The following is a 17,071-nucleotide window of genomic DNA, read 5'->3' on the forward strand; positions in this document are numbered from 1 at the left end:
GTCGCCATTTGGGAGGCAGCTTGCATTGGTTTTCAATCCTGATTTCGGTATGCATTAATAGACAGGAGCCTATGTAATGACCGGAATCTCCACCGACCTGGACCTGAGGCTGACCCGCATCTTCTTCGCGGTGGTCAATGCCGGCGGGCTTTCGGCGGCGCAGCATGCACTCAACATGCGCCAGCCGACGATCAGCAGCCATATCGCCGACCTCGAGATGCGGCTCGGCTACCGGCTGTGCGAGCGCGGTCGCAAGGGCTTCCGGCTGACGCCGAAGGGAGAGCGCTTCCTGCATGTGGCCCGGCGTTATCTCAACCTGCTCGGCGAGCTGAACATCGAGGCACGCAACATCGACCGCGAACTGGTGGGCATCCTCAATCTCGGCCTGATCGGCAACGCGCCGGCGGCGCAGAACGCCCTGCTCAGCCGGGCGATCTCGCGGTTCCGCAGGCGCGACGAGGCTGTCCAGATCAATGTGACGATCAACTCGCCGGACCTCATCGAGGACCTGCTGGAAAATGGCCAGCTGCATGCGGCGATCGGCTACTTCTGGCGCCGCGTGCCGGTGCTGGAATACCGGCACCTGTTTTCCGAACGCCAGGTCGCCTATTGCGGGCGCGGCCATGCGTTGTTTGCGGACAGCGGCACCTGCACCATGGAGCAGCTGTCCGGTCAAAGCTGGGCGTCGCGGCGTTATCCGGTGCCCACGGCGCCGCAGTTGCCGCCGAATTCACGCATGACCGCGTCGGCCGACAACATGGAAGCCAATCTCATCCTCATCCTGTCCGGCGAACATCTCGGCTACCTGCCGGATCATTTCGCCGAACCCTATTGCACGGCGGGAGACCTCGCACCGCTCAATCCCGATACGCTGTCCTACGGCGTCGATTTCCACCTTGCGCTGCGTCGCGATTACAAGGCCGATCCGGTGGTGAGCGCCTTCATCGAGGATCTGTCGTCGCAGGCGCTACGGCAGGCGTGACGGAGCTGAGCGACGCCGCGTGCTCGAGATATCCTGCGCACCGTTGCCTCCGCCCAGGCAGTCGTGGAACAGTGTGGCGGCAACGCCGGAGCAGCACCATGGCAACATCACACCAGGAGAACCTGGCCACCTTCCTCAACGATCTCGCAGCAGCGATCGCACCGAAAGCGACCGGCGACACACCTCTGGCGCTTGGCTGGCGACGCGTTGCAGACAGCATTCCTCGCAGCGATTTCGAGACCGGGACGACCGAGCCGGCCCGACGGCCGGCCTGCATCCACCTCGAGGCGAGCTATCGCAATCTCGAGAATGCCGGACTTCGCAAGCTGGCCGCCTCGTTCCAGGCAATCGAACCGCTGCTGGCCTGGAGCAGCCGCGCCGAGCGACGCATCTCCGACACGCTTGCCGAAAACTACGCCGAGGCGACGATCGTCGGCGACGGCGGCGCCATCTCCAGCGCAAGGGTCGAGATCGGCGCCTCGATCCTGAGCCCGAACACTGACTATCCAAACCACCGCCATCCGCCGGAGGAAGTCTATATCGCCCTGTCCAGGGGGCACTGGCGGCAGGATGACGATCCATGGGTGGAGCCAGGCATCGGCGGCCTCATCCACAACCCCGCCAACATCGTCCACGCCATGCGCTCGGGCGACCAGCCGCTGTTTGCGATATGGTGCCTGCCATTGCCTTAGCCGGCAAATAGAGCTTGCATCGCCGCTCCCGCCGCGGCCAGCAAGATCACCACCACCCAGGGCGGCATCCTGGCAAAGACCAGCAGCAGGAAGCCGCCGAGACCGAACACGGCATCCGTTGGCTGGACGATGGCACTGGTCAGCACCGGATCGTAGAAGGCCGCGGCCAGGATGCCGACCACGGCGGCGTTGGTGCCGCGCATGGCAGCCTGCGCCCTGGGCAGGGCGCGCAGATGATCCCAGAACGGCAGCGCGCCATAAACGAGCAGAAGGCCCGGCAGGAAGATCGCGATCAGCGCCAGCGATGCGCCAAGCAGGCCGTTGGGCACGACGCCGGAAACGGCGCCAAGATAGGCGGCAAAGGTGAAAAGCGGGCCGGGCACGGCCTGCGCCGCACCGTAACCGGCAAGGAAATCCTGCAGCGGCACCCAGCCGGGCGCGGCGACCGCGTTTTCCAGCAGCGGCAAGACGACGTGTCCGCCACCGAATACCAGCGCGCCCGAACGGTAGAAGGCGTCGAAGAAAGCCAGCACATGGCTGCCGGTCCAGGCAAGGAGTACAGGTGGGGCGACCAGCAGAACCGCGAACAGGACAAGCGCCACAATGCCGGCCCGGCGGCTGACCGGGAAAACCGGATGCGCCGACGCCGGACTGGCTTCGCCTCGACAGAGAAAAAGTCCGGCGACCGCGCCGGCGGCAATGGCACCCACTTGTCCAAGCCAGCCGCCGACGATGCTGGCAAAGATGAGCGCGGCGAGCCCGATGGCAATACGCTGGCGATCAGGCGTCAGCGTGCGCGCCATGCCCCACAGCGCCTGAGCGACCACGGCCACCGCCACCAGCTTCAGCCCGTGCAGGATGCCTTCGCCGACAGGGTTGTCGAGGGCTGCGGCACCAAAGGCAAAGGCGATCAGCAGTGCCGCCGAAGGCAGCGTGAAACCGATCCAGGCCGCAAGCCCGCCGGCGAGCCCGCCGCCGCGCAGCACGCCGAGCGAAAAGCCGACCTGGCTGGAAGCTGGCCCCGGCAGGAACTGGCAAAGCGCAACGAGATCGGCATAGCCGGCCTCGTCGATCCATTTGCGACGCACCACGAAGGCGTCGCGGAAATAGCCGAGATGGGCGATCGGCCCGCCGAAGGAGGTCAGGCCAAGGTGCAGAAAGGCGCGGAATACCTCGGCGACGCGCGATCCGGACGCCTCATCATTTTCCGCCGCCACCATGCGCCTCGCCCCCGTGTGCGGCGGCGATCCTAGCGGCTTGCCGTGAAGGAGCAAGGGCGGGGAGCGTCGCCAAGCCTTCTCCCCTTGAGGGAGAAGGGAACGCTGTCCCAACGCTCCATCATTCCAGCACAACAATGGCCTCGACTTCGAACAGCATCGGATCAATCGCAAGCTTGGGGACCGGCACCAGTGTCTGCGCCGGCAGCCTCTCGCCGAACATTTCCTTGACGTTCTGGGTGAGCACGCCGAGCTTGGACATGTCGTGATCGACAACGAAGATCGTGAGCTTGGCGACCTGATCCGGCCGGGCGCCGATCCCGTCCAGGGCCGCCTTCAGATTGGCATAAGCCTGCCGGACCTGAACGGCGAAATCGGGCGAGAGGCCACCCGTGGCGTCCTGGCCGCCCTGCCCTGAAATATAAGCCAGCCGGGCTCCGGCAGGCGTGATGACCGCCGTGCTGTAGCCGTTCGGCGAGGGATCGTAGAGGGGTTTCGGATTGACGATGGTCAGTTTGAGATCATTCGCCGTCGCCGCAGTGGAAACTGCCGTGGTCATGATGAAAAGGCCTCCGATAAGCAGATGGTTGATAACGCGTGACATGATTGGCTCCGCGGGTTGTGAGCGACGGACGTTGCGGGCAGCGCGATCGATGCTGGCCGACAATCGACTCGTACGATATACGATTCATCGTCTGGTACAATGTACGAGTCAAGCGCCCGACATCGACAATGCTGACGCCGCCTGCCAAACTCGCGGCCAGACCGGCAAGGAAAAAACGACGCATGGCAGCCAGACGCAGCGGCGCCCAGAACAAGCGGCCGCAACGGAAAAAACCGGAACCTGCACCGCGCGGCGAACCGCCCCTTTCGCTGGAGCGCATCGTGGCGACGGCGATCGAATTGCTGGACGACAGGGGCGCTGCCGGATTGACGATGCGCGGGCTGGCCGATCGCCTCGGCTCGGGCGTGATGAGCCTCTACTGGCACGTCGACAACAAGGAGAAGGTGTTCGATCTGGCGCTCGATGCCGTGCTCGCATATCGCGAGCCGCCGCAACACGCAGAAGCGCATGACTGGCGCAAGAACATCGTGCATCTGCTCGAAGACTGGCGCGCCAGCATGCTGCGCCACCCCTGGTCGGCATCGCTGCTGCCGAGCCGCACGCTCGGCCCGAACATCCTCGGCCGCCTGGAACTGATGAGCAGGACGCTGTCGGGAGCCGGCGTCGCGGACGCCGACCTGAATGTCGCGGTCTGGTCGCTATGGAACTGCGTGATGGGTGCCACCATCACCCGGGCAAGCTTCGACCGCTCGGAAGACGACCTGGCTGCCGCGCAGCAGCGCCTCGCCGGTCTCAACGAACATTATCCGACGATCGAACGCTCGCGGCTGTTGCTGGACAATGACTGGGACGGGGTGTTCAGGAACGGCCTCGACTTCCTGCTCGATGGTTTCGTCCCGAAAAACGCTGTCGCGAAGCGATAGGCCTCAGCTCTCTCCTTGCGGCGCCAGGCCGGCGCGTCCACGTGGCACGCCGAGGCCGGTGTCCGGCGGCTCGCCGGCAGCAGGGCGCTCCTCCTCGATCATGTGCATGGTCCGCCATCTGCCGAAACGGTAGTAGGCAGCCGCCAATGCCAGCGAAGCGATCGAGCCAGCCGGGAAACTCCACCACAAGGCTTCCTGCCCGAGCGTGTCACGCAGCGCATAGGCAAAGCCGGTACGGATGAACAGCACCGAGATGACGAGAATGATCAGCGGCGGCATCACCGCGCCGGTGGCACGAACGGTGGCGAACAGCACGATGGTGACGCCGAACAGGATGAACGACCAGGAGGCGACATTGTTGATGTGCTGGGCGATGTCGACCGCGGCACCGTCGGCGGCCAGGAACAGGCCGAGCAGGGAACGGTCGAAGACATAAAGCACCAGCACCAGCGTGCCGGTGAGCAGCAGGTTGAAGCCGACACCGGCGGCGGCGATACGCCCGATACGATCCCAGCGGCGAGCGCCGACATTCTGCGCCGCCATCGACGACACGGCGGCGCCGATCGCCAGAGCCGGCATCTGGACATAAGTCCAGAGCTGCGCGGCAATTCCGTAGGCGGCGGCCACCTGCGAGCCGTAACCATTGACCATGCCCATCAGCACCAGCGCCGCCATCGAGATGACGATCATCTGCAGCCCCATCGGGATGCCCTTGGTGACAACGATGCGCAGCAGCCTGGGATCGGGCTTCAGCAAGGCGAGATCGGCCCCGGCCAGCCGCAGCGGATGCTTGCGCCGGTAGAGCAGGATCAGGATCGCGGCCACGCTCACCGTCTGGCCGATCAGCGTGGCGAGCGCGGAACCAGCGATGCCGAAACCCGGGATCGGGCCATAGCCGATGATGAGCAGCGGATTGAGCACGATGTCGAGCAGCACGGCGAGCGCCATGAAATAGAACGGCGTGCGGGAATCGCCGGCGCCACGTAGGATGGTCATGACAAAGGAAAGCAGGTTGGCTGCCGGTACCGCCGCAAAGATGATGACCAGATAGGCGCGTGCCAGCGGCATCACATCGGCAGGCGTGCCGAGCAGCCCGAGTATCTGGTCCACCCACAGCCAGCCGCCGAGCGCAAAGACCAGCGAGACCAGGAAGAAGAATGTCGCGCTGGTGCCGACGATGCGCCGCGCCTCCGCCATGTCGCGGGCGCCGACGGACTGCGCCACCAGGATGGTGGCCGCCATGCCGATGCCGAACATGGTGCCGAGCAGAAGGAAAAGCACAAGATTGGCATTGGAGGTCGCTGCCAGCGCGGTTTCGCCAAGGAAGCGGCCGACCCAGACCGAGTTGATCGAGCCGTTGAGCGATTGCAGCACATTGGAGCCGAGCACCGGCAGCGCGAACATCAGCAGTGTCGAGGCGATCGGACCGCTGGTGAGGTCACGCGGACGGCGAGGTGCTGTCTTGTCATTCATGGCCAATCGTTCCTGATTCCGCCGTCCCGGGGACTGTAGCGAAAATACTGCCGCTGTTGAAACAGCAGGCCTATGCACCAGCTTCCGGGCAACGTCAATATTACCCGGGTAATATTGACTGATTCCCGACCGGACGACTGATGTCGGGCCAAAGCTCAGACCTGCAGATGCTCAAGAAGTCGATCGGCCTTTCATTGAATTTGATTAAAATGCGGCCTCGCACGGCATCCCATTCTTAAAGACGGCGGGCTACATAGAAGCTGGGCAGGGGGTGCATTCGATCACGCGCGGCTAATGCAACAAATACAAATACTTGGCTCCGGTCGGAAAGCGGGAACCATGGCACGGTTCCTGTTCTGGACCGCCTTGCTGGGCCTCGCCAACTACCTGTCGAATTCGCTGTTCCGCATCGAAGGCATGGTTGCCCTGCAGCTCACCTATGCCCTGCTGCTGGCAATCCTGCTTCTGACGCCCCGACGGCAATGGCCGGCCTACCTGATCACCGCGTTTCCGATGCTGCTGATCGTGCGGGCGCTGGCGATCGGCTCGGCCTCGGAACTGACCAGCCTGTTTGCATTGGTCAGCACCGCGACGTCGATCCTCGCCGCCACGGTGGGTGCTGCCATCCTTTCGCGCGACCGTGACTGGGTCGAGGGCCGTTCCGACCAGCTCGGAGCCTGGGCAACGGCCGGTTTCGTCACCGTGGTGGCATTGCCGCTCTTCTGCGCCACCGTTTTTGCCGCCGTGCGCATCCCGCCGGCGGGATACAGTTCGGCGCAATACTGGTTCAATGTCTATTCCAACGTCGCGCTGGCCTATCTGGTGCTGACGCCGCCAGTGCTGCGTGCCCGCCCAAAGCAATGGCGCGATCTCTACCGCAGCGGCAAACTGCCGGAAGCTATCGCCCTGATCGCGGGATTCGGTGTGTTCGCCGCACTGATCTTCACGCAGGAATCCGTGCTGCCGCTGTTCCTGATCCTGCCGCCGCTGATCATCATCCTGTTCCGTGTCGGATTCATCGGGCTTTCCGTCGCCATGGCGCTGCTGGTTCCGATCGCGGTGCTCCTGACCGGAGCGGGACAAGGTCCATTCTACGCCATAGACAATTTGCACGTGGCGCGCGCCAGCCAGGGCGCAGCCGATGTCCATCATGCGCTGCTGCTTTGCCGCGTGTTCCTGGTGCTCACCTTCATCGTCGTCGTCATGATCGCCGCGCTGCTGCACGAGCGCGAACAGCTGCAGCGCATGGCCCAGGCCGATCGCGACATCTACGAAATGGTCGCCCGCCAATCCGGCGACATGGCCTTCGTCTGCGATCTCGAAGGGCGCATCGTCTTCATCTCGCCGATCGCCGCGCGGGTACTGGGTTTTGCCGAGGGCGCGCTCGACGATTTCGACTGGCGCGACCACATACATCCGGAAGATCTGGGCACCATAGACGCCGCGTTGCAACGGGTGCGCGGCGGCGAAGAGGATGTCGACTATCTGTTCAGGGCCTTCGATGCCGGCGGAACCGAACTGTGGTTCGAAAACCGCGCACGCCTGTCGACCGCTACCGCCAAGGACGGGCCGCGCTACGTCGTCGGCTCGACGCGGGACGTGACGGCCCGCGTGCTGCGCGAACAGCAACTGGAAAAGATGGCAACCGTCGACGTTCTGACCGGGCTGCCCAACCGCCGCCAGCTCAACGAGCAAAGCCGCCTGAAATGGCGTCTGGCCGCACGGCACAGCGACTTTCTCACGCTCCACGTCATCGATATCGATTTCTTCAAGGCCTACAACGACGTCTATGGCCATGCAAAGGGCGACAAGTGCCTGCGAGAGGTGGGGGCCGCCATCCGCAAGGTGCTGAAACGGCCGGACGACTTCTGTGCACGCTACGGCGGCGAGGAATTCGTCGTGCTGTTGCCGGGAACCGACACGCCCGGCGCCCTGAAGGTCGGCGAGGATATCTGCGCGGCGGTGCGCGACCTCAATATACGCCATGATGCCAGCGAATATGGCATCGTGTCGGTGAGCGTCGGCTGCGCGACCGTCCGCCCCGCTTTCGCCGATGATGACGGCTCGCTGTTCGAGGCCGCCGATGCGGCCCTCTACCAGGCCAAACGCCAGGGGCGGAACCGGGTGGTGGCCAGCAACCTGCGCAGCCTCATCATCGAGGCGAACCTTGTCGAGCTGAACAAGCGGCGCGTCTAGAGCGTTTCCATTCTTCACGGAAACGCACCTATGCAATACCGGACGACTTGCCCGGTGTCGTCGCAGCCTATCTGATCCTGTCGAGAAACCGGCGCACCTCACGGTTGAACTGGACCGGGCGCTGCAGCGGCGCGAAATGACTGACGCCGGCAAGCACGACAAGTTCGGCGCCAGGAATGCTGAGCGCCAGATAGTCGGCATGGTCCTGCCGGATGAATTCGTCATGCTCACCAATGACGACGGCAACAGGCACCCTTATGCCTCTGAGCTGACCGGCACTGTAGTTCGGTTCGGTCGCCATCATGCGTCCGACATCCGCCACGAAAGTATCAAAGTCATCGGGTGTCGCCGACAGCGCCGCGTAGTCCTGCTTGTGACGGCTGAAACAGCGATCGATCAGCGGCGTCGGCTTGAACTCAAGCGTGCCGCTGGGATCCATGTTGCAAGCGAAGAAGAAGACACCTGCAACCCGCTTCGGATGTTTGTCGGCAAGGATCAATGCCGTACAGGCGCCATCACTCCAGCCGACAAGCGCCGCTTTCTCCAGGCCAAGGTGATCCATGACAGCCAGCACGTCACCCGCCATGCGCTCGTAACCGAACGGTGCGGCGTCACGTGTGCTGCGGCCATGGCCGCGGCTGTCGATGACGACCACCGTCCTGCCCGCCTGGACGAAGGCCGGCACCTGGTGCCCCCAGTTGCCGGCATTGCCCAGTCCGCCATGCAGCAGGATGACGGCCGGACCGGAACCATAGACGGCATGCCAGAGGCGCGCGCCGTCGTTTTCAACAAACCCTTCCGTCGTCGCCGCAGGAAGCGGCATGGCACCATTCGCATCGAAATTCAGCAGCTCGTCATCGGTGAAATGCATCGGCCTCTCCTTCATCGCTCAGCTTGAAGACGATCGGGCACGACCTTTCTCGACATGCGGAAACAAAAAAACTCCGTCGCGATCCTCGACACGACAAATGGCAGGCAAATACCTGCACGATGTTGACATGCAGGTATTTGCCTGCGTATATGACCCCATACTCGAGTGAGACCGATGGACGTTGACAAGGTTTTCAAGGCGCTGGGCGACCCGACCCGCAGGCGGTTGCTCGACCTTCTTTACGAAAAGAACGGGCAGACGCTCGGCCAGCTTTGCGAGAACCTCGACATGGCCCGGCAATCGGCCACGCAGCACCTCGGCATCCTCGAAGAGGCCAATCTGGTCAGCACGGTCAGGCGTGGCCGGGAGAAGCTGCATTTCATCAATCCCGTGCCGCTCCACGAAGTCTACGAGCGGTGGGTACGCAAATTCGAACGTCAGCGGCTCGATCTGCTGCATGACCTGAAGCAGGAACTCGAAGGAGAGTGACCATGACCAAGGAGACGACCAGCTTCGTCTACGTGACATATATTCTATCGACACCGGAAAAGGTGTTCGAGGCCATCGCCAGACCGGAGGTCACGCGACGCTACTGGGGCCATGAGAATGTTTCCGACTGGCGGCCCGGATCGAGCTGGGAACATGTCCGCGCCAATGACCAGCGCACCGTCAAGGTCGTCGGCAAGGTCGTCGAATCCACGCCGCCGACCCGCCTCGTCATCACATGGGCCGCTCCAGAGCACGCCGCCGACCCGGCGAGCCATAGCCGGGTGACCTTCGCGATCGAGGAGTATGGCGACATGGTCCGGCTGACCGTTACCCACGACGAACTGGAAGCTGGCAGCGATACGGCGGCGACCGTGACACAGGGCTGGCCAGCCGTTCTCTCCAGCCTCAAATCCTTCCTGGAAACCGGCCGCGGCCTCGACATTTTCGGCAAGCCCAAAGCGGCCTGAACCCGAGACATCAAGGAAAGCACTCCGATGACCAAGATCTATCGCGGCGGCTGCGCCTGCGGCGCGGTCCGTTATGAGACGACAAGCGAGCCCATATTCGAGAACCACTGCCAGTGCCGCGACTGCCAGAAGCAAAGCGGCACGGGACACGCCTCCTATCTGACCTTTGCCAGCCGGGCCGACATGACCATGACGGGGGAGACGAGCAGCTGGCGTGTCCCAAGCGACAGCGGCAACGAAAAGATCTACGCTTTCTGCCCGACCTGTGGCGCGCCGGTGTATCTATCAACCATCGCCATGCCGAATTTCATCGCGGTCTCTGCGGCCAGCCTGGACGACCCCGGCCAGTTCAAGCCGCAGGTGGTCACTTATGCTGCGCGTGGTCATGTATGGGACACGCTTGACCCGTCGCTGCCTGCCTTCGACGGGATGCCGCACGGATAGGAGTGGTGAAGGCGGCGCGGAATTGCGCCGCCCCCGGATCAATGGTTATCGCGCGGCACGCCCTGGGTATGGGCAACGTCCTGGTACTTGACGGCCGGCTTCAGCACCATGCCTTCCGAGAACTGGTCGACCATGGAGCGCTGGATTTCCTGCCATGGCGTCTGGTGCCTGGGATAGTGATAGCCGCCATTGCTGCCGAGCGCGGCACGACGACGCGCCAGTTCGTCCTCTGGCACCAGCATGTCGGCGGTGCCCTTGCGCAAATCGATGCGCACGCGGTCGCCCTTGCGCAGCAGCGCCAGACCGCCACCGACCGCCGCCTCCGGCGAGGCGTTGAGGATTGACGGCGTGCCGGAGGTGCCGGACTGGCGGCCATCGCCGATACAGGGCAGCGAGTGAATGCCCTTCTTGATGAGATAGGCCGGCGGCTGCATGTTCACCACTTCAGCGCCACCCGGATAACCGACCGGACCGGCGCCACGCATGAACAGGATGGTGTGTTCGTCGATGGCCTCGGCGGGATCGTCGATGCGGGCATGATAATCCTCAGGCCCGTCGAACACCGCGACCTTGCCTTCGAAGGCCTCGGGGTCATCCGGGTTCGACAGATAGCGGTCGCGGAACTCCTTCGAGATCACGCTGGTCTTCATGATGGCGCTGTCGAACAGATTGCCTTTGAGATTGATGAAGCCGGCCTCCTTTTTCAGCGGATCGGCCACCGTCAGGATCACCTTGGGGTCGAGGTTCTCGGCCTTGCCGCAATTCTCGCCCATGGTCCTGCCATTGGCAGTGATGGCGCCAGGATGCGGCAGCAGGCCCGCCTTCATCAATTCGGCGATCACCGCAGGCACCCCGCCGGCATGATGATAGTCCTCGCCCAGATATTCGCCGGCAGGCTGCAGGTTGACCAGCAGCGGGACCTTGTGGCCGATCGCCTGCCAGTCGTCATTGTCCAGCCTGACGCCGAGATGGCGGGCAATCGCGTTCAGATGGATCGGCGCGTTGGTCGAGCCGCCGATCGCCGAGTTGACGACGATGGCGTTCTCGAAAGCTTCGCGCGTCATGATGTCCGACGGCTTCAGGTCTTCATAGACCATGTCGACGATGCGCTTGCCGGTGTCGTAGGCGATCTGGCCGCGTTCGCGATAGGGCGCCGGAATGGCGGCCGAGCCCGGCAGCTGCATGCCGAGCGCCTCGGCAAGGCTGTTCATGGTCGTGGCCGTGCCCATGGTGTTGCAGTAGCCGACCGAGGGCGCGGACGAAGCCACGATCTCCATGAACTCGTCATAATCGATTTCGCCCGCCGACAGGCGCTGGCGCGATTCCCAAACGATGGTGCCGGAACCGGTGCGCTTGCCCTTGTGCCAGCCGTTCAGCATTGGCCCGACAGACAGCGCGATCGCCGGGATGTTGACGGTGGCCGCCGCCATCAGCATGGCCGGCGTGGTCTTGTCACAGCCGATGGTCAGCACGACGCCGTCGAGCGGATAGCCGTAGAGCACTTCCACCAGCGACAGATAGGCGAGATTGCGATCGAGCGAGGCGGTCGGGCGCTTGCCCGTTTCCTGGATCGGATGGCAGGGGAATTCGAAGGGGATACCACCGGCTGCGACGATGCCTTCGCGCACCCGCTTGGCGAGTTCGAGATGATGACGGTTGCAGGGTGAAAGGTCGGAGCCTGTCTGGGCAATGCCGATCAGCGGCTTGCCCGACTGCAGCTCGGCGCGGGTGAGACCATAGTTCAGATAGCGCTCCAGATAGAGCGCGGTCATGCCCGGATTGTCGGGATTGTCGAACCATTCCTGCGACCGGAACTTCTTCTTATCGCTAGGCACGCCTGCCATGGCTGTCTCCGCATTTGTCCGACAATTGGATATGTCATCGCGCGCGTTCGGGCAAGGCCATGACCCGGACTTTGGTGCGATGGACAGCATTGATGCACTGCGTTACGGCTTTGACCAGAGCATGATCCCAAAAAGTGGCCACCGGTTTTGCGAAAAGACCATGCTCCACAAGGAATGAGGGCCGTTCAGGCCGTCACAGCGGGAGGATTTCATGGCTCTGGTGATCGAAGGCGAAGAGCGCATCGCGGCCCCGGTGGAGAAGGTGTGGGCCGCGCTCAACGATCCGGCGGTGCTGAAGGGAAGCATTCCCGGCTGCCAGAGCCTGGAAATGAAGTCCCCCACCGACATGGCGGCGACCGTGGTGCTGAAGATCGGACCGATCAAGGCGACCTTCAATGGCGAAGTGACGCTGAAGAACCTCAACCCGCCGCACTCCTACACCATCCAGGGCGAAGGCAAGGGCGGCATCGCCGGTTTCGCCAAAGGCGGCGCGGATGTGACGCTGACCGCCGACGGTGACGGCGCGACATTGCTGAAATATGCCGCCAAGGCCGATGTCGGCGGCAAGATTGCGCAGCTCGGCAGCCGCCTGATCACCTCGACCTCGAAGAAACTCGCCGGCGAATTCTTCTCCACCTTCGGCAAGAAGGTCGGTGCCGCCGGCTGAACCATGCAGGGTGCGTCCTTCGAGGCTCGCCCGCTAGCGGGCGAGCCTCGAAGGACGCACCGAAAACACGCCGCCGCGTCAGCTCAACCTACTCGAAAATGATGCTGGGCCCGGTTTCGGCTGCGCCCTTGCCAGCCTGCAGCTGCGCCCAGGTCCTGGCGGCGATCTCCTTGTAGATCTTCGCTTCCGCGCCATCCGGCTTGGCGGCGACCACCGGCGCGCCGGCATCCGAGCTCTCGCGAATGCCCATTTCCAGCGGCACCGCGCCGAGGAACGGCACACCCAGGCGCTCGGCCTCCTTCTGCGCACCGCCATGACCAAAGATGTCGTAGCGCTTGCCGGTGTCGGGGGCGATGAAATAGCTCATGTTCTCGACGATGCCGAGCAACGGCACATCGACCTTCCTGAACATGTTCAGGCCCTTGCGCGCATCGATCAGGGCAAGATCCTGCGGCGTGGAGACGATCACCGCGCCGGCCAGCGGCACCTGCTGCGCCATGGTCAGCTGGGCGTCGCCGGTGCCGGGCGGCATGTCCACCACCAGCACGTCGAGCGGCCCCCATTCGACCTCGCGCAGCATCTGGGTGAGCGCCGACATCACCATCGGACCGCGCCAGATCATCGGCGTTTCCTCATCGACGAGGAAGCCCATCGACATCACCTTGAGGCCGTAATTCTCCTTCGGCTTCAACACCTTGCCATCGACCGTCTCGGGCTTGCCGTGGATGCCAAGCAGCTTCGGCATGGAAGGTCCATAGATGTCGGCGTCGAGAACACCGACCTTCAGGCCGTTGGCCGCGAGGCCGAGCGCAATGTTGACGGCGGTGGTGGACTTGCCGACGCCGCCCTTGCCCGAAGCGACCGCGATAATCGCCTCGATGCCGGGAACGCCGCGCTTGCCGGAACTCTGCGACGGCGGCGCCTGTCGCGGCGCGGGCGCTGCCGCGGCGGGCGGGGCGGCAGGACGGGGCGGGGCTGGACGCTGCGGCACCGGCGCTTCCATGCCGCCGCTCTTTTTCTCGGCTGTCAGCGCCACGACCGCACCGGCAATACCTGGAATGGCTTTCACGACGCGCTCGGCCGCCGCACGCAGCGGTTCCATCTCCTGGGCGCGGGCAGCAGGGACCGTGATGGAGAAGAAGACCTTGGCATCGGCGATGAAGATCTCCGATACCATGCCGAGATCGACGATGTTGCCGGAGAAATCCGGCCCGCTGATCGTCTTCAGGCGATCGATGACGGCTTCCTTGGTTACGGACATGCGCTGCTTCTTCTGTCTGTTGCCTGGGCCTGAAATAGTGCACTTCCTGCACTAGACCAACACATAATTCGGCCCGTTCCGTCGGGATAGGGCCAGTTCATGCGTCCTCGGGAAGCACACAATCCGTTCGCCGGCATGCCTTTGGCGAACCAACCAGAGCAAGGGAGATTGCAGATGCTTGCCAACAACAATGCAGCCGCCAACATCGCTGTCCGCGACGTCAAGGCCGCGCGCGCCTTCTACCAGGGCACACTGGGGCTGGAAGAGGTCTCGCACATGGACGACGACGTCGTCGTGCTGAAGAGCGGCGAGACTGTGCTCGTGGTCTACCGTTCCGAATTCGCCGGCACCAACAAGGCGACTTCCGTGACATGGGCCGTCGGCCCGCAGATCGACGACATCGTCAAGGAGCTGAGGTCGAAAGGCGTGTCGTTCGAGCACTACGACATGCCCGGCACCACTTTGGACGGCGACATCCATGTCGGCCACGGCATCAAGGTCGCCTGGTTCAAGGATCCGGACGGCAACATCCTGAACCTCATAGACCAGTAACCGGCACGGCGGCGGTCGTGAGCCCTAGACGAAGGCGACCTCCAGCCGCTTTTCCTGTTGCGACAGGATCCGGCATTGGGCCTCGAACCTGTCGGACGCGATGGCCAGATGGAAACGGTTGGGAATACCGATGGCGCTGGAGATATCCAATGTGGCGCCATCCTCGCCAATGCCGCGCACGGTGCAGTCAATGGTCGATGAGCGGTTGTTGAAAATGATCGACCCGGCCTTCAGGACACGCCGGCGCGAGGCGTGCGCTTGCGCGGACTGCCAAAGCGTACAGCGGTTACGCCCTGCCTGCTTGGACTGGTACATTGCAGCATCTGCCCGTTCGATGAGCGCCTCGAGGCTCGGCGCGGCCGGATCGAGCAGGGCTATACCGAAGCTTGCCGTGGCCTGAAGCATGATATCGCCGTGCCGGACACGCATCCGTTCGATGGTCGTGCGCAGACGCTCAGCCGTCTCGAAAGCGCCATTGCGGCCGGCATGGGCCAGCAGTGCGAATTCCTCACCGCCGATCCGGCCGAAGACATCGGTTTCGCGCAGCGTGTTGGCGCAATGCTCGGCCACGCTTTGCAACATGGTGTCGCCGGCGCTGTGACCGAGCGTGTCGTTGATCGATTTGAAATGATCGATGTCGAAGGCAATCACGGCGACATTGCCATACTGGCGCTGCGCCAGCGCGAAATCCCGCCTGGCGACCTCCATGAAAGCACGACGCGACAGGATGCCTGTCAGCATGTCTGTCGAAACGCGCTGGCGCAGCTCGATCTCGTTCATCGCCATGGCCGCGAAATCAACCAGGATGCCAAGCTCCTTTTCGCTGAAACCACGCGGCTCGAAGCCGATGGCGCAGACGCTGCCGATGTTGTGGCCATCGCTGGTGCGCAGCGGTACGCCGGCATAGCTGCGGACATGGGGATCGCCCACGACATAGGGATTTTCGGCGAATCGGGGATCGAGCCGGGCATCCGGCACGACCAGGGGTTCATCCTGCAGGATCGTATAGCGGCAGAACGTGTTGCGTCGGCCTGCCTCCGAGCCGCCCAGGCCGTCGCAGGCCTTGTACCATTGTCTATGAGCGTCGATGACGGAAACGATGGCGACCGGAATGTCCAGGATCGTCCGGATCAGCCGCACGATGCGATCAAAAGAGGCTTCGCGCGGCGTGTCGAGGAAATCATACCGGTCAAGTGCTGCCAGGCGTGCCGCCTCGCGCATGTCCAGATCGGCCTGCACTGCATCCATTCTCGGGCTCCCGTTCATCAAAGGTCGCCCGCACGGCACATGCCGGCAACCTCATCCCCTGGCAGCCCCCGCTTGCCTTCAAAGATGGTGTCGTCCACGATTACTAGAGCGTTTCCGTTTTTGACGGAAACGCGGAAACGCTCCAGCTCTTTGTTTTCACGCAATTCCGGACGGAAAACCGCTGCGCACTTTTCCTGGAATTGCTTTAAACAAGAGTTTCAATGATGGTTCACATTAAACACACCGTATGATCGACAAGCTGGAGTTTTTCATCGCCCTTGCTCGCGAGGAGCATTTCGGCCGTGCGGCCGAGATGTGCGGGGTGACACAGCCGACCCTGTCGGCCGGCATCAAGCAGCTGGAGGACCAGCTCGGCGTCATGCTGGTGAAGCGCGGCTCGCGCTTCCAGGGCCTGACGCCGGAAGGCGAACAGGTGCTGACCTGGGCGCGGCGCATCGTCAGCGACACGCGCTCGATGAAGGAAGAGATGCGTGCGGCCAAGCACGGTCTGTCTGGCCGCATCCGCATCGCTGCCATTCCGACCGCGCTCGCCATGGTGGCGAGGCTGACCACACCGTTCCGCGAAAAGCATCCCGGCGTCACCTTCTCGGTGCTGTCGCGCACCTCGATCGAAGTGCTGTCGCTGCTCGGCAATCTCGATATCGATGCCGGCATCACCTATCTCGACAACGAGCCGCTCGGCCGTGTGACGAGCGTGCCGCTCTATGACGAGCGTTATCAGCTGATCACGGCAGCCGGGACCGAATATTCCGATCGCGAAAAGGTGACCTGGGAAGAGGTGTCGAGCCTGCCGCTCTGCCTGCTGACGCCCGACATGCAGAACCGCCGCATCATCGACCAGCATCTGGCGGACGCCGGCGTGCAGGTGCGCCCGACGCTGGAGAGCAACTCCATGATCGTGCTGTTCTCGCATATCCGGACCGGCAAATGGTCGTCGATCATGCCGCTCAACCTCGCGGAAACATTCGGCTTTTCCGAGCCGATCCGGGCGATCCCGATCGTCGAGCCGGACGCACGCCATGCCGTCGGGCTGGTGACGGCGCCACGCGATCCACAGACACCGCTGGTGCAGGCGCTGCTGGACGAGGCGACGGCGCTGGCAGGCGATCTGCGCCGCGAGGCCGCGGCTAAGGTTCAACCGACCCGCAATCGATAGAAA

The 17,071-nt window shown here is 63.5% G+C and carries 18 protein-coding genes; 11 read left to right on the forward strand and 7 right to left on the reverse strand.

Annotation, left to right across the window (positions count from 1 at the left end; translation table 11 throughout):
* Window positions 1–76 precede the first annotated feature (76 nt).
* Both ACFJIU_RS24635 and ACFJIU_RS24640 read left to right on the forward strand, forming a co-directional pair.
* Window positions 77–982 carry a LysR family transcriptional regulator gene (locus tag ACFJIU_RS24635; protein WP_379064380.1) on the forward strand — a complete coding sequence of 302 codons (906 nt, stop codon included), beginning with the start codon at window positions 77–79 and terminating at the stop codon, window positions 980–982.
* A 98-nt stretch (window positions 983–1,080) separates the two neighbouring features.
* A complete protein-coding gene (locus tag ACFJIU_RS24640; RefSeq protein ID WP_379064382.1) occupies window positions 1,081–1,674 on the forward strand; it encodes a dimethylsulfonioproprionate lyase family protein in 594 nt (197 codons plus the stop codon).
* Here ACFJIU_RS24640 and chrA read toward each other — a convergent pair.
* Both chrA and ACFJIU_RS24650 read right to left on the reverse strand, forming a co-directional pair.
* Entirely contained in the window at window positions 1,671–2,894 is a 1,224-nt protein-coding gene (chrA, locus tag ACFJIU_RS24645; RefSeq protein WP_379064384.1) for a chromate efflux transporter, read from the reverse strand. The genes ACFJIU_RS24640 and chrA overlap by 4 nt on opposite strands.
* A gap of 118 nt (window positions 2,895–3,012) precedes the next feature.
* Window positions 3,013–3,495, reverse strand: coding sequence for a RidA family protein (locus tag ACFJIU_RS24650; protein ID WP_379064386.1), 483 nt, complete (start codon window positions 3,493–3,495; stop codon window positions 3,013–3,015).
* Window positions 3,496–3,677: 182 nt separating this feature from the next.
* On the opposite strand from ACFJIU_RS24650, the gene ACFJIU_RS24655 reads away from it, so the two are divergent.
* Window positions 3,678–4,379, forward strand: a complete 702-nt coding sequence (locus tag ACFJIU_RS24655; RefSeq protein WP_379064388.1) for a TetR/AcrR family transcriptional regulator — start codon at window positions 3,678–3,680, stop codon at window positions 4,377–4,379.
* Between the two features lie 3 nt (window positions 4,380–4,382).
* Here the strand turns inward: ACFJIU_RS24655 and ACFJIU_RS24660 are convergent, their stop codons facing one another.
* Window positions 4,383–5,852 (reverse strand): MATE family efflux transporter, encoded by a 1,470-nt coding sequence (locus ACFJIU_RS24660; RefSeq protein ID WP_379064390.1) that lies wholly within the window; start codon window positions 5,850–5,852, stop codon window positions 4,383–4,385.
* Between the two features lie 339 nt (window positions 5,853–6,191).
* Between ACFJIU_RS24660 and ACFJIU_RS24665 the strand changes: the two genes are divergently transcribed.
* Complete coding sequence (locus ACFJIU_RS24665) at window positions 6,192–8,048, forward strand: diguanylate cyclase (RefSeq protein WP_379064392.1); 1,857 nt, start codon at window positions 6,192–6,194, stop codon at window positions 8,046–8,048.
* A 67-nt stretch (window positions 8,049–8,115) separates the two neighbouring features.
* Here the strand turns inward: ACFJIU_RS24665 and ACFJIU_RS24670 are convergent, their stop codons facing one another.
* The gene (locus ACFJIU_RS24670) at window positions 8,116–8,919 is read right to left on the reverse strand and encodes an alpha/beta fold hydrolase (RefSeq protein WP_379064394.1); all 804 of its coding nucleotides are present in this window, start codon (window positions 8,917–8,919) and stop codon (window positions 8,116–8,118) included.
* A 174-nt stretch (window positions 8,920–9,093) separates the two neighbouring features.
* On the opposite strand from ACFJIU_RS24670, the gene ACFJIU_RS24675 reads away from it, so the two are divergent.
* The 3 genes from ACFJIU_RS24675 to ACFJIU_RS24685 are packed head-to-tail and all read left to right on the forward strand — an operon-like array spanning window position 9,094 to window position 10,319.
* A complete protein-coding gene (locus tag ACFJIU_RS24675) occupies window positions 9,094–9,408 on the forward strand; it encodes an ArsR/SmtB family transcription factor (RefSeq protein WP_379064396.1) in 315 nt (104 codons plus the stop codon).
* Window positions 9,409–9,410: 2 nt separating this feature from the next.
* Window positions 9,411–9,875, forward strand: coding sequence for an SRPBCC family protein (locus tag ACFJIU_RS24680; RefSeq protein WP_379064398.1), 465 nt, complete (start codon window positions 9,411–9,413; stop codon window positions 9,873–9,875).
* 27 nt (window positions 9,876–9,902) lie between these two features.
* Window positions 9,903–10,319: a GFA family protein gene (locus ACFJIU_RS24685; RefSeq protein ID WP_379064400.1), complete on the forward strand. Its 417-nt coding sequence runs from the start codon at window positions 9,903–9,905 to the stop codon at window positions 10,317–10,319.
* Between the two features lie 38 nt (window positions 10,320–10,357).
* Here the strand turns inward: ACFJIU_RS24685 and ACFJIU_RS24690 are convergent, their stop codons facing one another.
* Window positions 10,358–12,163, reverse strand: a complete 1,806-nt coding sequence (locus tag ACFJIU_RS24690; RefSeq protein ID WP_379064401.1) for an IlvD/Edd family dehydratase — start codon at window positions 12,161–12,163, stop codon at window positions 10,358–10,360.
* On the opposite strand from ACFJIU_RS24690, the gene ACFJIU_RS24695 reads away from it, so the two are divergent.
* On the forward strand, window positions 12,162–12,341 hold the full coding sequence (locus ACFJIU_RS24695; RefSeq protein WP_379064403.1) for a hypothetical protein: 180 nt from the start codon (window positions 12,162–12,164) through the stop codon (window positions 12,339–12,341). The genes ACFJIU_RS24690 and ACFJIU_RS24695 overlap by 2 nt on opposite strands.
* Window positions 12,342–12,374: 33 nt before the next feature.
* Window positions 12,375–12,830 (forward strand): carbon monoxide dehydrogenase subunit G, encoded by a 456-nt coding sequence (locus ACFJIU_RS24700; protein ID WP_379064405.1) that lies wholly within the window; start codon window positions 12,375–12,377, stop codon window positions 12,828–12,830.
* An 88-nt stretch (window positions 12,831–12,918) separates the two neighbouring features.
* On the opposite strand, the gene ACFJIU_RS24705 is transcribed toward ACFJIU_RS24700, so the two are convergent.
* Window positions 12,919–14,091: an Mrp/NBP35 family ATP-binding protein gene (locus tag ACFJIU_RS24705; RefSeq protein WP_379064407.1), complete on the reverse strand. Its 1,173-nt coding sequence runs from the start codon at window positions 14,089–14,091 to the stop codon at window positions 12,919–12,921.
* Between the two features lie 174 nt (window positions 14,092–14,265).
* On the opposite strand from ACFJIU_RS24705, the gene ACFJIU_RS24710 reads away from it, so the two are divergent.
* Complete coding sequence (locus tag ACFJIU_RS24710) at window positions 14,266–14,643, forward strand: VOC family protein (RefSeq protein WP_379064409.1); 378 nt, start codon at window positions 14,266–14,268, stop codon at window positions 14,641–14,643.
* 24 nt (window positions 14,644–14,667) lie between these two features.
* Here the strand turns inward: ACFJIU_RS24710 and ACFJIU_RS24715 are convergent, their stop codons facing one another.
* Entirely contained in the window at window positions 14,668–15,891 is a 1,224-nt protein-coding gene (locus ACFJIU_RS24715) for a diguanylate cyclase (protein ID WP_379064411.1), read from the reverse strand.
* Window positions 15,892–16,138: 247 nt separating this feature from the next.
* Here ACFJIU_RS24715 and ACFJIU_RS24720 point away from each other — a divergent pair, with 247 nt between their 5' ends.
* On the forward strand, window positions 16,139–17,068 hold the full coding sequence (locus ACFJIU_RS24720; RefSeq protein ID WP_379064413.1) for a LysR family transcriptional regulator: 930 nt from the start codon (window positions 16,139–16,141) through the stop codon (window positions 17,066–17,068).
* The last annotated feature ends 3 nt before the right edge of the window (window positions 17,069–17,071 follow it).

The sequence above is a fragment of the Mesorhizobium sp. UC74_2 genome (genome assembly GCF_042701485.1).
Classification (GTDB): Bacteria; Pseudomonadota; Alphaproteobacteria; order Rhizobiales; family Rhizobiaceae; genus Mesorhizobium.